This is a genomic window from Phycisphaerales bacterium (genome assembly GCA_040221175.1).
Lineage (GTDB): Bacteria > Planctomycetota > Phycisphaerae > Phycisphaerales > UBA1924 > JAHCJI01.
The window spans coordinates 14,492-32,201 of sequence record JAVJVK010000013.1 but is presented as its reverse complement, the minus strand read 5'-3'; the positions used below and the strand labels follow the sequence as shown (position 1 = coordinate 32,201).

Genomic DNA, 17,710 nt, shown 5'->3' with positions numbered 1-17,710 from the left:
TCCAAAGTCAATCTGCACAGCAGCGGCATCAGCCACCGCTGGGGGTTCCTTCCATCGATCCATCCGACGCGCCGGCGTCGCCCGCAGCGTCGGCGCCCTCCCCGGCTTCGCCCTCGGCGCCGTCGGCGTCGGGGTCGACCTGGGTGGCGGCAAGCTCGGCCTCGGGTGTGGCTTCGCTCAGCGTCTTCATATACGAGATGATCCAGCCAAGCTGCTCGGGGCTGATGGCCCCCTGGTAGCTCACCATCTGGTTCGGGTAACCGGCACGAATCTTGGCCGCCGGGACGTAGATGGATTCACGGATGTGGTTGTCGTCGGCAAGGATTGTGCTGCCGTCGGCGTACTGGTGCTCGGTGTTGTAGAGGTTCTGCCACGTCGGGCCGGTGCCGGCCGAGCCATCGACGGAGTGGCACGAGAAGCAGCCGTTCTGCTGGGCCACGATGCGTCCGCGCTCGGCCAGGGTGCCGCGGGGCGAGCCGAAGATTTCGAGCTTGGCTTCGTAGATCTCCTGGGGCACGATGCGGATCAGGCCGGCCATCTCCGAGTGGTTGTCGCCGCAGTACTCGGCGCACATCAGGATGTGGTCGCGATAGGGATAGGCGCCGAGCTCGGGGTCCTCCATGATCAGCGAGGCGTCGTCGAGCGGATCGGGCACGAACGTGTAGCTGGTGTAGCGGTTGGGGAAGATGTCCTGCTTCACGCGGAAGTCGGGAATCCAGAAGCTGTGGATCACGTCGCGGCTGGTCATGCGCAGCAGCACGGGCGTGTTCTCGGGAAAGTACCAGACCGGCGCGGCCTGGCTGGTGAACGTCTGGCGTCCATCCTCGGCGCTGGCGCCTTCGGTCTCGGTGGCGGTTTCGGTCGTGATCTGGCCGCCGGGGTACTCCAGCGTCCAACTCCACTGGAAGGCCATGAGGTTGGCCTCGATGGCGCCGACCTTGTTGTAGTTCAGGTTGATGTACCCGCGGAAGCCCTCGAAGAACATCACGAAAAAGAAGATCGTGGGGATGATCGTCCAGGTGATCTCCAGCGGCGTGTTGTGGCCGGGGCTGGCGGGGGCGGCCTGGCCCTTCCGCCGGCGATAGCGGATGGCGAAATAGACCATCAGCACCATCAGAACGACGAAGAAGGCGACCGAGAGCCACCAGATGAACATGAACATCCAGTCTGCTTGCCGACCGGCACTGGTATAGCTCTTGCCCCCGAACCAGAAGAGATCCTGGAGATTGGCCGAGGCTAGGGCGGCCGAGAAGTTCGCCACAGCGGCGTTCATCACGTTCATGCGTGGGCTCCCGCGGCACGCCCAGCCGGGGCGCCGCCGTCAAGTCCTGAATCTTCGTTGGTGTGCGCAGACGCCCGCCGACCCTTGGCCACGCGCTCGCTCAACTTGAGGGCGATGAGCAGGCCGAGCACGAGCAGGATCGTCAGACCGGCGCCCGCCCGCATCACGCGGAAGGCCGCCAGGCTGTACGAGTTGCTGTTGGGGTCGTAGGTATAGCAGAACAGCAACACCCGGTCGCCAAAGCTGGCGCCGACGCGACCATCGGCCGCGTCGAGCAGTGCCAGCCGAACCTGCCGGGATGGATAGTCAAACCCATAAAAATACCGAGAGACGGTGCCATCGGGCGCCAGCACGACCGCGCCGGTGGCATGGGCATACTCGTCCACGTCGGGGAGGTAGCGGTACCCGAAGCCAACCGAATCGGCAATGGCTCGCGAGGTGTCGCCGCTGGCGCGGAAAAACCGGTAGCCCTCGGCGACGGTGTCGGTCTCGCCCTGGTTCTTCTCGTAGCCCGAGCGGTACAGCATCGCGTACTGCTGGGCCTGCTCTTGTGTATTCGTCGGATCGAATGACACCGCCAAGACGTTGTACTCGTCGCCGATGGTCCAGTCTTCGATGCCGTTGAAGGCCTTGTTGAGGTTGCCGAGCATCGCCGGGCAGGCCACCGGGCAGTCGTAATAGACCATCAGCAGGATGGTGGGCTTGCCTCGCTCGGGGGCATCGTCACTGTCGAAGAAGTCACCCAGGCGAACCGACTCACCATCGCTGGTGGTCAACTGGGCGTCCAGCGGAACCTGGCTGCCGAGCTTCTCCTCGATGTCCAGCCCGCGAGCCTGGACGGGGACTTCCTCCTCGATGATCTGGGCGCACGCCGTCACGGACAGCCCGAGGGCCGCCGACGTAATCGAGAGTGTGCGCAGGATCGAGTTCATGGCGTTGCGGTGTTCCTTATCGCTGCCGATAGTCCTGGAGGACCTTCTGCCGGGCTTCGTCGATGGGGATGCGTGCGGCACCCTCGACGATCTGGCCCGACCAGCCGTACTGGGTGAGTTCTTCGAGCGTCTCGGCCTTGTACGCGTTGGCGTCGACGGCCAGTTGGAGCGTCTCGATGTTCTTGACGCGGGCGTTCTGGACGTAGCTCTTGAAGAAGAGGGCCACGCCGATGATCGAGATCACCACGAAGGCCAGCATGCCCATGTAGAAGATGAGCAGAGCGCGGGTGTCGACGTGCCCGGCATGCTCCTGCTGGGGCAGGCCCTCTTCGCGCGTGTGTGCGAACCAGTCGTCGTGATTGTGGTTGGCGCTCATGCTCTTGGTTCCTGTGGAACAGTACAAATTACTGTACGGCTGATCTTGTTCCGAGCTTGAATCTCCGGGCCGGAGCCACGGGAACCCCTATGGCTCCCAGTGTTGACGGCTCAGATGTAGTTCTTGTGGCCCAACGCTTCGGGCATACGGGGTTCCATGCGATTCACGAGGGGAGCCTTGGTAAGCCTCCAGATCAGCACGCCGGTGTACAACGCAGCCACGCCACCGATGCCCGCGATGTCCACCCACAAGCCTTGCATGAAGCCCACCGGGTTCTCGAGGGTGACCCCGAGCGACGGACGGATGATCCAGTAGAGATCGACGACGTGCATGAACAGCAGCCACGTGGCGACGGTGCCATATCCCAGCGCCGTGCGCCGCATCGCACGCGGGAACATGAGCACGAGGGGCACGAGGAAGTGGCCAAAGACCAGGAACATGGTCAGGCCGGGCCACTCGGTCTTGCGGAACATGAACCAGGTGGTTTCCTCGGGGATCTGGCTGTACCAGATGAGGAAGTACTGGCTGTAGGCGATGTAGCCCCAGAACACGATGAACCCGAACATGAACTTGCTCAGGTCGTGATGATGCTCTTCGGTAATGAGGCCCTGCATCTTGCCCTTGGACCGCAGGAAGGTGAGCAGCAGGGCCATGGCGGGGAAGGTCACGAACAGGGTGCCGGCGAAGAAGTAGACGCCCCACATGGTGCTGAAGAACTTGTAGTCGGTCAGCGCCATGAGCCAGTCGAAGCTGAAGAAGGCGGTCGCCAGCGCCATGACCACCAGGCCCCAGGCCGAGTGGAAGGCCAGCTTGTTGGTCAGCCAGCGGTCGCCCGTGCGCTCCTGCTTCCGCGAGATGCTCCAGACCAGCCGGCTCATCCCGACCCAGACGAGCACGTAGAACGCCATGCGGGCGCCCACGAAGATGGGGTCGAAGTAGGCCCCCTTCTTGGTGATGAAGTACTCTTCGTCGATGATGTCGGGCGTTAGCCAACTGGAGACCACGCCCACGTGATCGCTGGACACCGAGATGATCTCGGAGATGGCAAACAGAACGACGCCCAGGACCGGCAGCCAGATCAGGGCGGCGGCCTGCTCGAGCACGCGCTTCATGGTCACGTGCCAGCCGGCGGCGCCGACGGCGTTGATCATGATGAAGAACAGCGAGCCCAGGCTGAAGCCCAGGACGCTGAGCGTTCCGATGAGCAGGATGCCCTTGACGTGGAGGATTGCCGCGTGGGTGCTGGTGGGGCCGGCGAGCACGAACGCGCCGATGATCGCGATCACGATGCCCAGCACGCCCAGCCCGGCCAGGCCCTTCCAGACCAGGCCGACGCGGGCGGGCTCCAGCGTGATGTTCTCTTCGCGCAGAGCCGGATCCTGCAGGTGGGCGGGCTGGTGCTCGGCCACGGGTTGGTTGGCGGAGATGCTGCTCACTGACCACCCCCTTGCTCGGTCGAACGCGTCGATCGACCGCGAGGATCGAGTTGGTCTCTGGCCTCGGCGGGCAGGGACTGCGGGTCGTTGTCGAAGGCCTGCTGCAAGACGCGGATATGGGCCACGACTGCCCAGGTGTCTTCGATGCTCAGGGCGTGTCCGTAGCCGGGCATGCGGTAGCGGCCATCGGGGTGCTTCAGCCCGTTGCGTGCGATGTGGAACAGGTAGCCATCGCCGGCCGTGGGCTCGCTCAGGTCCTTGTACTTGGCGTCGTGGAAGCTGGGAACCGGGGCCGACCAGCGACGCCCGACCATGCCGTTGCCGTCGCCGGCGTAGCCGTGACAGGCGGCGCAGTAGATGTTGAAGCGTTCCTCGCCGCGAGCGAGCAGTTCACTGGTCAGCTCGGTGGGCATGCGTTCGATGAACGTGCCGTCCTCGTTCAGGCCGGCGTAGACGCTCGCGCCCTCCGCGAGCAGGTCCTGCCGCTCGCTGATGAACGCGTCGGCCCACTCGGACTGTTCGCCCAGCGTGGACTCGGTGAAGGTAAACGCACCGAATGCAACGGTGCCCCCCACCGGCGGTCGCATCTGCCGGCCATCGGCAAACAGGGGCGTGGCAGCCTGCGGGCTGAAGTTCGGGTTGTCGTCCATGTCCGGGAAGAATTGCCGCGGATTCTCTTCCGAGCGATCGCCGCGGCAGCCCGCGAGCGTCGCCGTGGAGACAATCGCTGCCGCGGACAGCGTCAGGATCATGGTCAGCCTGGTGGTTCGGCGTTGCATGTGCTTATTCCTCCACCAACTCGACGTGGGTGGCGCCGATCTCTTCGAGCATCGCGACGGTGTCGGAGCCCTGGAACTTGGGATCGCCAGCCTCGATGACGATGACGAACTTGTCGTCGCTGACGCGCAGGAAGCGCTCGTTCTTGAGCAGCGGGTGGTTCCATCGCGGCAGGCCATTGAGCGCCAGCATGCCGATGAGCGACGCGAACGCCGAGAAGAGCACGCCCAGTTCGAAGGTGATGGGCACGAACGGCTCCCACGCGGCGTACGGCTTGCCTTGGACGACGAGCGGATAATCGACGCCGCTCATCCAGTACTGCATGGCAAGGGCCACGGTGATGCCCGTGATGGCGCCGCCTGCCACGATGAGCGGCAGCTTGGTGCGCTTCATGCCCATGGCTTCATCGATGCCGTGGATCGGGAACGACGCGAACACGTCCCACTTCTTGAAGCCCGCATCGCGGACCTGCTCGGCGGCGTGGTAGACGTCGGCGGACGAGGCGAACTCGGCCATGATGCCGTGGACGACGCCGCCCTCGGGCGTGCGGAATCCGTGATCGGGACGGGATGGAAGTCCGAGGATGCCCATATCAGTGTCCCTCCCCTTCGGTGCTGGGGGCGGAAGTGTCGGGTTCGTTCGTGCCGTGGCCCACGCCGCCCGAGCCCGGGCCGTGCGCCTGGTTGTGTCCGTGGCCGTGCCCATGGCCGTGCCCATGCGGGTCGGCCTCGGGCAGGATGGCCTTGATCTCGGCGATCGGGAAGATCGGAAGGAATCGCAGGAAGAGCAGGAAGAGCGTCATGAAGATACCGCACGAGCCCACGAAGGTGAGGATGTCGACCCAGGTGGGGTAGAACATGTGCCACTCGCCGGGAATGAAGGCCCGGTGGAGGCTGGTGACGATGATCACGAAGCGCTCGAACCACATGCCGATGGTCACCAGCAGCGCGACGATCCAGATCACGATCGGGTTGCGACGCAACGCCTTGACCCAGAAGAGCTGAGGGCTGAGCACGTTGCAGGAGATCATGGTCCAGTAGGCCCACCAGTACGGAGCGCCATCTTCGTGCAGCCAGAGGGGCAACGCGCGGTTGAAGGCAAAGACCGAGTACTCGAAGTCGTTGCCGCCGTACCAGGCGATGAAGAACTCCATCGCGTAGGCAAAGCCCACCAGCATGCCCGTAAGCAGCAGGATCTTGCTCATGTTCTCCAGGTGGCGGAGGGTGAGCAGGTCCTTCATGTTGGGGAACAACTCGCGAGCGGGGATCAGCAGGAACAGCACCATGGCGAACCCGCCGAACACGGCGCCAGCCACGAAGTAAGGCGGGAAGATCGTCGTGTGCCATCCAGGCAGGATCGAGGTCGCAAAGTCGAACGACACGATCGAGTGCACGCTGAGCACCAGCGGCGTCGACAGGCCGGCCAGCAGGATGTAGGCCTTCTCGTACCGCATCCAATGCCGGCTCGAGTTGCGCCAGCCAAGCGAGAGGAAGCCGTAGATGAACGACCGCAGCGTGTCGGGCTTAAAGGGCGTGAAGGGAAGGCGAGGCTGGTGCGGGTCCTTCAAGAGTCGAAGGTCGGCCCGGTCACGCAGGGTGGCCAGGTCGGGAATCATGCCCATGAACCAGAAGAGCAGCGACACGGTGGCGTAGGTGCTCACCGCGAACACGTCCCACAGCAGCGGACTACGGAAGTTGGGCCAGATCCAGTTGCTGTTGGGCACCGGGGCCAGGAACCAGGCCATCCAGGCCCGGCCGACGTGGATGCCCGGGAAGATGCCCGCGCAGATTACCGCGAAGATGGTCATGGCCTCGGCAGAGCGGTTCACCGCCGTACGCCACTGCTGCTTGAAGAGGCAGAGGATGGCCGAGATCAGCGTCCCGGCGTGGCCGATGCCGATCCAGAACACGAAGTTGGTGATGTCCCACGCCCAGTCGACCTGGTTGGTCAGGCCCCAGACGCCCACGCCCGTGATGATCAGGTAAAGGATCATCAACTGGCCCATGCCCGCGATGCTGGCGGCCAGGCCGAACAGCGGCAGCCACCAGCGGCCGGGCGCCTTCTCGGCATACCCGCAGACGATCTCGGTGATCTCGTGGACCGAGCGGTTGTTCAGCACCAGGGGAGCGCGATAGGACGGGTCCTCGGTTAGCGAGCCGTCGCCGCTGCCCGGTTCGGGCGCGAAGCCCGAAGCCTCGGGCGCGCGGCCCGCCAGTCGTTCGCTCGTGCGTTGGTCCGGAGGAAGTTGGCTCACAGCAGGCCTCCCTGGGGCATCGCACCCTTGAGCACCTTCAGGCTGAGGGCGTAGCCGGCGTCCTCGTCACGCCGGTCGAGATCGATGAAACTGGCGCCCCGGCGTGCGTGCGGTTCGCCGCCGTGGTCGCCATCGTGACCATCGCCATGGCCGTGCTCGTCCATGTGCTGGTAGTGGGGCTCCAGGCCCTTCTTGACCCACTTGACGTCGTGCGGGTGCCAGTCGAGATACTTGTATCGGTCCTTGTCGAGTTCCTTGAGGATCTCGGGGTTTGGGTTGTAGACCGCCATGAGGTGCGTCGTGCGTGGGCGAGTGTTGAGGTAGCCCAGCACCGCGTAGTTGCGCCCGCTCTCGCGCGTCTTGGTGACGGCGCTCTCCGGATCCAGGATGTCGCCGAAGACGATGGCGCCGGTGGGGCAGGCCTGCTGGCAGGCCGTCTGCACGAAGCCCTCGGGCACGTTCTCGAGGCCCTTGAGCTTGGTCTCGATCTTGGCGTTGTTCGTGCGCTGGATGCAGTAGGTGCACTTCTCCATCACGCCGCGCGAGCGGACGGTGACGTTCGGATTCTTGCCCATCTTCTCGATTTCGGTGAGTTTTGCACGCAGCCGCGGCGGAATGAAGTGCTGGTTGGGCGGCAGCTTGTCGTCGAAGATGCCGCCGGTGGCTCGGCTGGTCTCCTCGTTCAGCCCGCCTTCAAGACGCTTGGTGGCATAATCGAAGAAATTGAACCGGCGCACCTTATAGGGGCAGTTGTTCGCACAATACCGCGTGCCGATGCAGCGGTTGTAGACCATGTAGTTGTGGCCTTCGGGGCCGTGCACGGTGGCGTTCACCGGGCACACCGTCTCGCACGGCGCGTTCTCGCAGTGCACGCAGGCCACCGGCTGGTGCAGGATCTCCTCGGGCTCGTTGAGCTCATCGCCCACGAAGTAGCGGTCGACGCGGATCCACGTCATCTCGCGACCCTTGGCCACTTCCTGCTTGCCGACGACGGGGATGTTGTTCTCGCTCTGGCAGGCGATGGTGCACACGCCGCAGCCGATGCACGAGCCCATGTCGATGGTCATGCCCCACTGCGGGCTCTTGCTGTACGTCGAGCCCGGGGCGGGATCGCCCGTGCTCTCGTTCATCGGGTTCTCGTAGATCGACTGGTTCGGCGGCGCGTGGCTGACCGTGCCGAGCTGCTCGGCGAAGTTCAGCTCGCTCTGGGCGAGTTCGTACTCGTCGGTGTAGTCGATCTTCAGGTCGCCGTACTTCTGCCACGCGGGCAGCTCGACGCGACGGACGATCTCCGTGCGGCCTTCGAGCGACCAGTGGTTCTGGGTGCTGGCGATCCAGTAGTCGCCCGGCACGCGCTGCATCTCGGCGCCCATGGCCGCGTACTGCCCGGCTTCGCGAAGCTTGTAGGTGTCGAAGCCGGCGCCCTCGGCGATCGCGCCGCCGCGAGTGCGGCCATAGCCAAGCCGCAGGACGACGGTGTCGTCGGCCAGGCCCGGGCAGATCCACACGGGCAGTTCCAGTTCGCGGCCGCCCACGTTCAGGCGGACCATCTTGCCCGTGGTGTGCTCGCGCAGGTAGACGTGCTTGGGGTTGTCGCCGCCGGGCACCAAGCCCATCTTGCGGGCGGTGCCCGGGCTGATGAGGGCGGGGTTGTCCCACGTCGTCATGCTGCCGATGTCGGGCAGCTCCTGCAGCCACGCGTTGCTGGCAAACCGGCCATCGAGGGTTCGACCCGGAGTGAACAGCACGTCCATCGACTCGGCCGCGGGCGCGGCGGTCAGGCGGATGGTTCGAACGGCATCGGCCAGATTGCCCAGGTTGGTCGTGGGCGTACGCGCAGGCGTGGCCGAATTGGCAACCAGACCGTCGTGCAGAGCCCGGCGCCAGCGCTTTTCGAACTCACCGCGAGCCGAGACGCCGAAGCGCTCCCGCATCACGCTGCGCCACACGGCACGCACGATGTGGTGGCCATCAGGCCACGTGGGCAGGTCGCTGCCGCCCTCGTCCGACGCCGCGTCTTCGGGGAAGACGTCGTCGGCGTTGCCCATCCGCGTGGGGCCGTCCTGTCCGTCGACCACGACGGCGCCATGCTTGCGCGCCGTTTCTTCGAGGTGCGTCAGTCGGGCTTCTTCTTCGAAGGTCTCGCCGGCGAGGAAGGCCAGCAACTCGATCTCGCTCTTGCCGAAGTACAGCGGCGCGACCATGGGCTGGACAACGCTCAGTGTGCCATCGGCGGCGACGACGTCGCCCCACTGTTCGAGGTAGTGCGTGCCGTTGAGGCGCCACGTCGACGCGGCGGCCGTTTCGGTGTCCTGCACGCTCAGGGTCACCCGGGTGGGCACCTTGGCGAACCGCTCGGCAAAGCGTGCCTCGGCGGGCGCGTCGTACACCGGGTTGGTGTTCAGGCACACCACGGTGCTGATCTGCCCGGCGTCCATCGCCTGGGCGAGCGACACCAGGTCGGCATGGCCGTTGGCGGCCAGGTCGGCGGCCATCGGGCGATAGCGGACGACCGGCCCGACGGCGCCCAGAGCGGCGTTCATGGCATGAGCCAGCGCGTGCACGCCCAGGGGCAGCGACGCGCCCACGAGCACGATCGATTCATTGCGGTGGGCGGCCAGGTCGGCGGCACACTCGCGGATCCACACGTCGTTGAGCGTCACGCCCTGGGGCGTGGGCACCGCGTCGAGCGCGGCGCGGATGCCAGCGTCGCCGCCCAGCTCGGCCATGAGCGCCCGGGCGAGGGCCACCACGAACGCGGGCTGCAGCGAGGGCGCCAGCCGCATGCGATGGTCGGCCTTGCCACCCGTGACGGTGAGCGAGCCCTCGACGGCGTAGATGCGGCTCATGTCGATGGGGGCGCCGCTGTCGTCCTTGGCCTTCATCGGAGCTCGATGGGCCATCATGCCGCGAGCGCTGCGCAGGGCGTCATTGTCCTCGTATGCCGGATCGCACTGCACGAACACCATCCGCTTGGCGTTCTCGAGGCGCAATTCCTGGGTCATCGGCTGGCCGAAGGCCAGGCGCGTCGCCTCGACGGCGTTGGGATTCTCCAGTGGCTCGTAGGCGATCCACCGGGCGTTGGGCCAACGGTTCTTGACCGCGTCGCGCATCGCATCGCGGCTGGGGCTGGTCTGCTTGCCGGCGACGAACGCCAGGCCGCGCCCGCCGGTGGCGTCGTACCGCGCAAAGCCATCGTTGCTGCGCGCCCAGACGCCGAAGTCATCCCACGTTGCCTGCAGCGGGCCTCGGGCGGGGTTGTCGTAGGTCACCTGCATCAGGCGATAGGGGTCGTACATGTCCAGCACGCTGGCCTGCGACCACACGCTCGAACGGCCCTGGTTGATCGGGTGCAGCGGATTGCCCTCGATCTTGGTCGGGCGGCCCTCGTGCGTCTCGACCAGCAGGCCCTCGGCTCCGCCCCCGGGCAGGGGCATGGCGGTGGCGTAGTACTTCGCGCGGCCGGGGACCTGATCCTCGGGCACCTCACGCGAGTAGGGCATGATCGTGTGCTCGGGGCGGCGGCAGCCGGGAATGGTGGCGGCGCCGGCGAGCGCCAGCGAGGCGCCCATGACCTTCAGGAAGTCTCGACGCGAACCTTCCAGAAGTTCACTGGCGCGCGCGGGAAACTCGCGATGCAGCCATTCGCGGAACTCGGGCTTGTCGACGAACTCGTCGGCACTGCGCCACACGGCGCGGCCGGACGATTGAGCGAGCTTCCTGGGTGCGTGGTCGACCTCGCGCTTGCCGCGGGTCGAGGGGCACTGGTCGATGGTCTTCTCTGCCATGCGGTTGTTCTCCGGCTGGCAAGCCTGATTCGGGCAGGGCGATCTCGAGCGAAACTAGTAGTGGCAGGCGCCGCAGTTCTCCGGGGGCATCTGACGGATGCCCTCGAGAACGGCCTGGACGCTGGCGGTCTGGGCCTGAGTCCCGGCCATGTCACCGAGCCAGGTGGTCTCGACCCACTCCAGGTCGGTGACCTTGTCGTGGGGCACGAGATACATCGCGGGGTCGTCGTGCCCATCCATGGCGTCGCCGATGCCGCGGTGGCAGTCCAAGCACCAGCTCATGCTCAATGCCTCGGCCTGATAGACCACGGGCATGGCTTCGATCTGGCCGTGGCACGAGTAGCAGCTCACGCCTGCGTTGACGTGCACGTGGTGCGGGAAGTTGCGCACGTAGTCGGGCAGCTTGTGGATGCGCTCCCAGGGAATCGACGCATCCTCGGTCCATGCGGTCCGAACGAACTCGACCTTCTCCTTGGGGTCGTACGCCGGCGCGAGCATGCCATCGGTGTGGCAGCCCATGCACGTCGACACGGGGGGCACGTTTGCCTCGGCCGACTTCTCCACGTGCGTGTGGCAATAGCGGCAGTCCATGCCGAGCTTGCCGGCGTGGATCTGGTGGCTGAAGCCCGAGCCTGGCTGGGTGGGCATGTAACCCACCTCCCAGTACTTGGGCGTGAAGTAGTACGTCACGATGGAAATGGCGGCGATCAGGCCCAGGGCCCCACCGATCGCGCCCACCGTGGGCAGCACGTTCATCCAGACGGGGAATCGAACGGACACCGGACGCCTCCCGTGCAATCCCCACGCGGCTCCCGCCCACCCATGGACGGCCGCGTCGGGCCTAAACAAGCGTCGCCGGGCCTCTCGGCCCAGCGTTGCCCCAATATTCCCACCGAACGACCCAAAAAGCAGCGGCGGCGTACACTTAGACAGAAAAAAGTACTGTTTTACGGAAAGTGAGACGGAGTCTCAATGACCGCCAACCAGCCCGCCATCGCCACTGGATCAGCCGCAGCCGCGGTCGATGCTATCGAAAACCAAACGGCCGGCGTTTCGACGCGATCGATCGTCGGGCCGACGGTCGTGCTCGGCTTTGCGACCGCGATCACGATGTGGTTGGTATGGCTTATAGGACATCAGCCATGGCTCGATCTCCCCGCGAGCATCGCCGGCCCTGGCATGGGGCTGGTCATCGTGGCCGGGTCCGCACTTGCCGGGGCGTTTGGCGGCCGACGGCTGGGCTGGGCTTCCGGCGGAGCGACTGCCTTGCTGGCTGCCCTCCTGAATCTGTTGATCATGGGCTCGCTTGTTTCCGAGACCATCGACGGCGCCGAGCCGGCTCAGGGATCAGCCGGGCTGACGCCCTCGGCCGGCGTGGCGATGCTGGGCTTCCTGGCGGCGAGCGCGGTGGGCGGGGCGGTGTGCGGGCTCATCGGCAGCCTGATCAAGGGGCCGTTGCCGACGCGGCCGGCGGCGTACTGGGCATCGCGATTCGCGATCGTGGCCTTCGCGGCCGTCGCGCCCCTGCTGCTGCTGGGCGGCCTGGTGACCAGCACGGGGTCGGGCCTTGCGGTGCCGGACTGGCCGGGCACGTACGGCGCGAACATGTTCCTGTATCCCATTGCGCTCATGGCCGATCCGCGCATCTTCCTCGAACACACGCACCGGCTGTTTGGTTCGCTGGTGGGCATCACCACCATCGCACTGGCGGTGTTTGTGTGGTCGACCGCGGCGCTCCGGCGTCGGTTCGACGTGCCTGTGTCCGTGGCCGTGGTGGTGCTCGTGGGGGCGGTGCTGGTCGTGGGGCTTCGTCTGCACATGGCCGAGGACCTGGGCGGCATGGCCTTCGGAGGCATCGCAGTGGCGGTGGCCGTGGCCAGCGTGGCGTGGTTCCTCCTGGCTCTGCGGGCCGATCGGCCTGCACAGGCGGCCGCGGCGCTCATCCTGATGGTGAGCGCTCAAGGCGTGCTTGGCGGCACCCGAGTGACCGAAGCGAACCCACTGCTGGGCACCATCCACGGCGTGCTCGGTCAGGCGTACTTCGCTTCCATGGTGATGTTCGCGGCCTGGCTCTCGCCGGCGGCTCGTGCGTTGCGATCGATCGATCGTCCGCGGGCCTGGGTGCGCGTGGGCGCGTGGGCGCTGCTGGTGTCGCTGGTCTTGCAGTTGATCATGGGGGCGATGTACCGGCACGGGAGCATGGCCGCCGAGCCCACGTCGTGGTCGGGCCCGGCGCTGCACGGGCATATGGGATTCTCCATCGTGGTGGTCGTGCTGGCGGCCGTCGTGGGCTTTGCGCTGATGGGGCAGGGCTCCGGACCGTCGCGCGAGAGCGGCGAGCCTGGCGATGCCCGCGGCGCTCGGGTGTGCGGCCGGCTTGGCAAGTTGCTCTTTGCCGCGGTGATTCTCCAGTTCATCCTGGGCTGGGCGGCTTTTGCCCTGGTGACCGGCGGCGAGCGGCGAGTGGTTCCCACGGCCGAACAGTTAGCGGACGCTGCGAGCGTGCCGGCGGCCACGGCATTGGTCACGTTCGCCCACCAGGCCAATGGGGCCCTGCTGCTGGCCACGACCAGCGCGGCGATCGTGTGGGGCGGGCTCGTGCTGGCATCGCGGAAGTCCCCGGCGGTGGAACCCGCGGCGGTCTGAACCCACCAACAGCATGACTACGTATCGTCGGGCGGCGTGCAATGCTCGGGCCGGTTGTTGCGTTGGGCTGATGCGGACGGCCGATGAGTGGCGTGGGGCGCTACGGGTTCGTTCGCGCGGCGTGCACACGGTGGAGCACAACCATGCCCGGCCAGAACCAGGGAACCCAGCAGGACACGCGGGCCGAGACGCTCGCCGAGCGGCAGCGGCGTGAGCGTGTGGACCTTCGCCGTGTGTGGGAGCCGATTGAAGCTTCGGAGTTCGGCTTCGACCAGGCGAGGCATCTCTTGTGGCGCGCGGGATTCGGAGGGACGCCCGGACAGATCTCGGCCATTGCAAGCATGGGTCCCGAGCGCGCGGTGGACTATCTTCTGGAAACGCCCGACGCGCCCGATGCGGCGGTCGAGGCCGACCTGTTCGACCGCAACATCATGCGACCGTACACCGAGGAAGAGCGGCGCATCGCCGCCCAGGCCCGCCGCGCCCGCGACGAGGATGCATTGGCCAACCTTCGCGCGATGCGTCAGCAGGCCCAGGTGTGGGATCGCCGGCAGATGCGCGAGATCCAGCGGTGGTGGCTGACGCGGATGATCGAAACACCGCGGCCGCTGGAAGAGAAGATGACGCTGTTCTGGCATGGGCACTTCCCCACGAGCTACCGCACGATCGAAGACAGCTACCACATGTTCCTGCAGAACCAGCGCTTCCGCAAGCATGCGCTGGGTAACTACGGCCAGTTGATGCACGAGATCATCCGCGATCCGGCCATGCTGGCGTACCTGGACAATAACGACAGCCGCAAGGGCCGGCCCAACGAGAACCTGGCCCGCGAGCTCATGGAGTTGTTCTCCATGGGCGTGGGCAACTACTCCGAAAGCGACATCAAGGAAGGCGCCCGGGCGCTGACGGGCTACACGTTCGTCGACGATGAATTCGTGCTGAACCGCGAGAACCACGACGATGGCCGCAAGCGCATCTTCGGCCGCACGGGCGAGTACGACGGCGACGGGTTCGTCACGGCTATTCTCGCTCAGCGGGCGACGAGCGTGTACATGACCCGCAAGCTGTACGAGTTCTTCGTCGGTGGCCTGCCCGAAGAACCTCGCGAGTACTCGCCTGCGCAGGGCGCGGTACTCGACGAGATGCAATCCACGTTCGTGCAAAAGAGGTACGAAGTAAAGCCGCTGCTCCGAGAGCTCTTGATCAGCCGCCACTTCTACAGCGAAGCGGTGCGCGGACAGCGGATCAAGAGCCCGGCTGAGTTGGTCGTTGGCGGCGTGCGCGAGCTTCGGACGCCGGTGCGGGATCTTTCGGCCCTGCTGGACGCGATGGAGTTGATGGGGCAGAGCCTGTTCTTCCCGCCTTCGGTTGCGGGCTGGGCGGGCGGTCGTGCGTGGATCAACACCTCCACCATGTTCGTTCGGCAGAACACCATGGCGTTCCTATTGACCGGCCGTAAGCCCAACGGCCCCGACGCCCTGGCCGACATGCAGCCCTACGAGCCCGAGGCGATCATGGCCGAGCTTCGCGAGGCTTTGGGCGCGGGCGACGACGAGCACACGGTTCGGAGCGTGCTTCGGTACACGCTCGGCCGGACGCCTTCCCATGCGATCTCGTCGCTGAAGGACGTGCTCGAGCGTCGCGGCGGCGCTCGCGATGGTGAGGCACTGCGTGATATGCTGCTGCTGGTGGCGGCGATGCCCGAATACCAGCTCTGCTAGGCGGCTCTGGAAGACCCGGGAGGAGTTTCAGCATGGACCTGCACGATTCGAAGGCCTTTACGCGGCGCGCGTTCCTGGGACGAGGGATGATGCTGGCTTCGGCTTCCATTGCCGCGCCGGGGTTCGTGCAATCGGCGGCATGGGGGCTTCCCTCGCCCAGCGCCTTGCTCAGCAGCCTCGCGGGCGTGCCCGAAGACCGCGTGCTGGTCGTCGTGCAGCTTTCGGGCGGCAACGACGGGCTGAACACCGTGGTGCCCTACGACATGGATGAGTACTACCGTGCACGGCGGGGCATCGGCATCGCCAAGGACCGCGTGCTGCAACTCGACAGCCGCCAGGGTTTGGGCCTGCACCCCGCGCTCGCGCCGATGAAGGAGATGTACGACGCGGGGCTCTGCTCGGTCTTCCAGGGCGTGGGCTACCCAAATCCGAATCGCTCCCACTTCAAGAGCATGGACATCTGGCACACCGCCGACACCAGCGGCACGGGTGACGGCTGGATTGGCCGATATCTTGACAGCGAGTGCGTGGGCTTCGGCAAGGGCGAGAGCGGATCGCTCGAGGGCGCGAACGCGGGCCCGCCAGCCGTCGCGATGGGACGTACGGCTCCGCTCGCGATGCAGGGTCGGAAGGTAAATCCGGTTTCGTTCGAGAGCGCCGACGTGTTCCGCTGGTTGGGTGAAGACCATGATCGCACGCTCAAGGGTGAATACGACCGCCTGAACCGGCGCGAGGTGGCATCGGCCGACACCAACGAGGCTTTCCTGACCAAGACGGCACTGGATGCGCAGGTCAGCAGCGACCTGATCCGTCAGGCCGTCTCCGCCCAGCCCCTGGTGCGATACCCCGGCAACGGGCTTGCACGCCAACTGTCGATGATCTCGCAGATGATCCGGGCCGGGCTGAAGACGCGCATCTACTACGCCACGCTTGGTGGCTTCGATACGCACGCGGGCCAGGGTGGCGCCAACGGGCGCCACGCGCAGCTGCTGGGCCAGATGGCGCAGTCGATCCGGGCGTTCTATCAGGACCTGAAGGAACAGGGCAACGATGGCCGCGTCATGACGCTGACCTTCAGCGAGTTCGGGCGGCGCGTGTCGCAGAACGCCAGCGGTGGCACCGACCACGGCACGGCGGCGCCGATGTTCCTGTTCGGCCCGATGGTGCGGCCGGGCGTGCATGGCACGCATCCTTCGATGAACGACCTGGACGGCGGCGACCTGAAGCACACGCTTGACTTCCGGCACGTGTATGCCGGCGTGCTGGACAGCTGGATGGGCGCCGATGCGGAGGCGATCCTGAACCGGCGTTATCGGCCGGCACTGGTGCTCGGTAAGTCGTGATGCGGACGTTCGGAATTGCCCAACCGTGACAGTCGGCGTTCCCCAACAGTCGCAGGGCCGCTTTTGGCCACAGCAAGCCGCGTGACGAAGCCGATCCATCGCACAGACGGGCTCTCGATGATGCGAGCCCCGTTGGAGGCGGTGGATGTTCACACGCATGCGCAATGGCTGGGCTCTGTCGATGGCGAGCTTGGGGCTGCTCAAGGAAAACAAGAAGCTCATCGTGTTTCCCTTGCTCAGCTCGATCGCCTCGCTGATGGTCGTGGCGAGCTTCGTGGCGCCCATCGTCGGTACGACGACGGGACGGAACATCTTCATGAGCGAGGAACAGACGTCGGACGCCGGACCGATGCTGGTGATGTTCCTGCTGTACTTCTGCTGCTATTTCGTGACGCTGTTCTTCAATTCGGCGCTGGTCGGCGTCACGATGATGCACCTGGACGGGCGGCCCTACAAGCTCAGCGACGGGCTTCGGATCGCGTGGGATCGGCTCAGCTTGATACTCATGTGGGCGGTCATCGCGGCCTCGGTGGGCTTTGCACTCAAGATGATCGAGCAGCGATCGAAGCTTGTGGGCAAGATCATTGCGCTGCTTCTCGGCTCGGCGTGGACGGCGATGACGTACTTCGTCGTGCCGGTGCTGATCGTGGAGCGGGCGCCGGCCCACAAGGCCATCGGTCGCTCGTTCTCGCTCGTGAAGCAGACGTGGGGCGAGGGGCTGGTCGCCAACTGGGCCAATGGGTTGTTCGTGGGACTGGGCGTCGTGGCCGGCTTCTCGGTGATGTTCCTGGCGATGATGACTGGCGATCCGATCATCGGCGGGCTCGGCATCGTGCTGGGCCTGGCGTGGATGGGGCTGATGGTGCTGGTGTCGATGACGCTCGAGTCGATCACCAACGCCGTGCTCTACGTATACGCCCGCACGGGTAGTTCTTCCGACGGCTTCGACGATCAACTGCTCGACATGGCATTCGCGGGCAAGGGCGGCAGCGCCGGCATCCGCATCGGCAATGAACGGCCAGAGGCTGAGGAAGAGCCGGTTGCGGCCAAGCCCTCGTTCGGAGGCATGCCCGCAACCCTGCCCGAGCGACCCTCCGGACCGTCGCTTGCGGACATGCGCAAGAAGGCGGCCGAGGGCGATGCCGCCTGACGCAG

At 65.9% G+C, this 17,710-nt stretch carries 13 protein-coding genes; 4 read left to right on the top strand and 9 right to left on the bottom strand.

Going from position 1 to position 17,710, the window contains the following annotated elements; translation table 11 throughout:
* Positions 1–28 precede the first annotated feature (28 nt).
* From RIE32_10150 to RIE32_10110, 9 genes are all read right to left on the bottom strand, one after another.
* The gene (locus RIE32_10150; protein ID MEQ9096613.1) at positions 29–1,282 is read right to left on the bottom strand and encodes a cytochrome c oxidase subunit II; all 1,254 of its coding nucleotides are present in this window, start codon (positions 1,280–1,282) and stop codon (positions 29–31) included.
* Entirely contained in the window at positions 1,279–2,214 is a 936-nt protein-coding gene (locus RIE32_10145; protein MEQ9096612.1) for an SCO family protein, read from the bottom strand. The genes RIE32_10150 and RIE32_10145 overlap by 4 nt, the downstream gene beginning before the upstream one ends.
* Before the next feature lie 16 nt (positions 2,215–2,230).
* Positions 2,231–2,590, bottom strand: a complete 360-nt coding sequence (locus RIE32_10140; GenBank protein ID MEQ9096611.1) for a hypothetical protein — start codon at positions 2,588–2,590, stop codon at positions 2,231–2,233.
* Between the two features lie 110 nt (positions 2,591–2,700).
* On the bottom strand, positions 2,701–4,026 hold the full coding sequence (locus tag RIE32_10135; GenBank protein MEQ9096610.1) for a hypothetical protein: 1,326 nt from the start codon (positions 4,024–4,026) through the stop codon (positions 2,701–2,703).
* Positions 4,023–4,805: a cytochrome c gene (locus RIE32_10130; GenBank protein MEQ9096609.1), complete on the bottom strand. Its 783-nt coding sequence runs from the start codon at positions 4,803–4,805 to the stop codon at positions 4,023–4,025. Before RIE32_10130 ends, RIE32_10135 begins: the two co-directional genes overlap by 4 nt.
* Positions 4,806–4,809: 4 nt before the next feature.
* Positions 4,810–5,394 (bottom strand): DUF3341 domain-containing protein, encoded by a 585-nt coding sequence (locus RIE32_10125; protein ID MEQ9096608.1) that lies wholly within the window; start codon positions 5,392–5,394, stop codon positions 4,810–4,812.
* A gap of 1 nt (position 5,395) precedes the next feature.
* Positions 5,396–7,057, bottom strand: coding sequence for an NrfD/PsrC family molybdoenzyme membrane anchor subunit (gene nrfD / locus RIE32_10120; GenBank protein ID MEQ9096607.1), 1,662 nt, complete (start codon positions 7,055–7,057; stop codon positions 5,396–5,398).
* Entirely contained in the window at positions 7,054–10,845 is a 3,792-nt protein-coding gene (locus tag RIE32_10115; protein ID MEQ9096606.1) for a TAT-variant-translocated molybdopterin oxidoreductase, read from the bottom strand. Before RIE32_10115 ends, nrfD begins: the two co-directional genes overlap by 4 nt.
* 54 nt (positions 10,846–10,899) lie before the next feature.
* On the bottom strand, positions 10,900–11,625 hold the full coding sequence (locus tag RIE32_10110; GenBank protein ID MEQ9096605.1) for a cytochrome c3 family protein: 726 nt from the start codon (positions 11,623–11,625) through the stop codon (positions 10,900–10,902).
* 192 nt (positions 11,626–11,817) lie between these two features.
* Between RIE32_10110 and RIE32_10105 the strand changes: the two genes are divergently transcribed.
* The 4 genes from RIE32_10105 to RIE32_10090 all read left to right on the top strand — a co-directional run bounded on the left by RIE32_10105 (position 11,818) and on the right by RIE32_10090 (position 17,705).
* Positions 11,818–13,491: a COX15/CtaA family protein gene (locus tag RIE32_10105; GenBank protein MEQ9096604.1), complete on the top strand. Its 1,674-nt coding sequence runs from the start codon at positions 11,818–11,820 to the stop codon at positions 13,489–13,491.
* Between the two features lie 143 nt (positions 13,492–13,634).
* On the top strand, positions 13,635–15,212 hold the full coding sequence (locus tag RIE32_10100; GenBank protein ID MEQ9096603.1) for a DUF1800 domain-containing protein: 1,578 nt from the start codon (positions 13,635–13,637) through the stop codon (positions 15,210–15,212).
* Between the two features lie 32 nt (positions 15,213–15,244).
* Positions 15,245–16,555, top strand: a complete 1,311-nt coding sequence (locus RIE32_10095; GenBank protein MEQ9096602.1) for a DUF1501 domain-containing protein — start codon at positions 15,245–15,247, stop codon at positions 16,553–16,555.
* 145 nt (positions 16,556–16,700) lie between these two features.
* The gene (locus tag RIE32_10090; protein MEQ9096601.1) at positions 16,701–17,705 is read left to right on the top strand and encodes a DUF6159 family protein; all 1,005 of its coding nucleotides are present in this window, start codon (positions 16,701–16,703) and stop codon (positions 17,703–17,705) included.
* Positions 17,706–17,710: the final 5 nt, after the last annotated feature.

Excerpts from the sequence above, each read along its gene's own strand:
- RIE32_10150 (MEQ9096613.1), bottom strand. The coding sequence starts at position 1,282 with ATGAACGTGATGAACGCCGCTGTGGCGAACTTCTCGGCCGCCCTAGCC.
- RIE32_10145 (MEQ9096612.1), bottom strand. The coding sequence starts at position 2,214 with ATGAACTCGATCCTGCGCACACTCTCGATTACGTCGGCGGCCCTCGGG.
- RIE32_10140 (MEQ9096611.1), bottom strand. The coding sequence starts at position 2,590 with ATGAGCGCCAACCACAATCACGACGACTGGTTCGCACACACGCGCGAA.
- RIE32_10130 (MEQ9096609.1), bottom strand. The coding sequence starts at position 4,805 with ATGCAACGCCGAACCACCAGGCTGACCATGATCCTGACGCTGTCCGCG.
- RIE32_10125 (MEQ9096608.1), bottom strand. The coding sequence starts at position 5,394 with ATGGGCATCCTCGGACTTCCATCCCGTCCCGATCACGGATTCCGCACG.
- RIE32_10115 (MEQ9096606.1), bottom strand. The coding sequence starts at position 10,845 with ATGGCAGAGAAGACCATCGACCAGTGCCCCTCGACCCGCGGCAAGCGC.
- RIE32_10105 (MEQ9096604.1), top strand. The coding sequence starts at position 11,818 with ATGACCGCCAACCAGCCCGCCATCGCCACTGGATCAGCCGCAGCCGCG.
- RIE32_10100 (MEQ9096603.1), top strand. The coding sequence starts at position 13,635 with ATGCCCGGCCAGAACCAGGGAACCCAGCAGGACACGCGGGCCGAGACG.
- RIE32_10095 (MEQ9096602.1), top strand. The coding sequence starts at position 15,245 with ATGGACCTGCACGATTCGAAGGCCTTTACGCGGCGCGCGTTCCTGGGA.
- RIE32_10090 (MEQ9096601.1), top strand. The coding sequence starts at position 16,701 with ATGTTCACACGCATGCGCAATGGCTGGGCTCTGTCGATGGCGAGCTTG.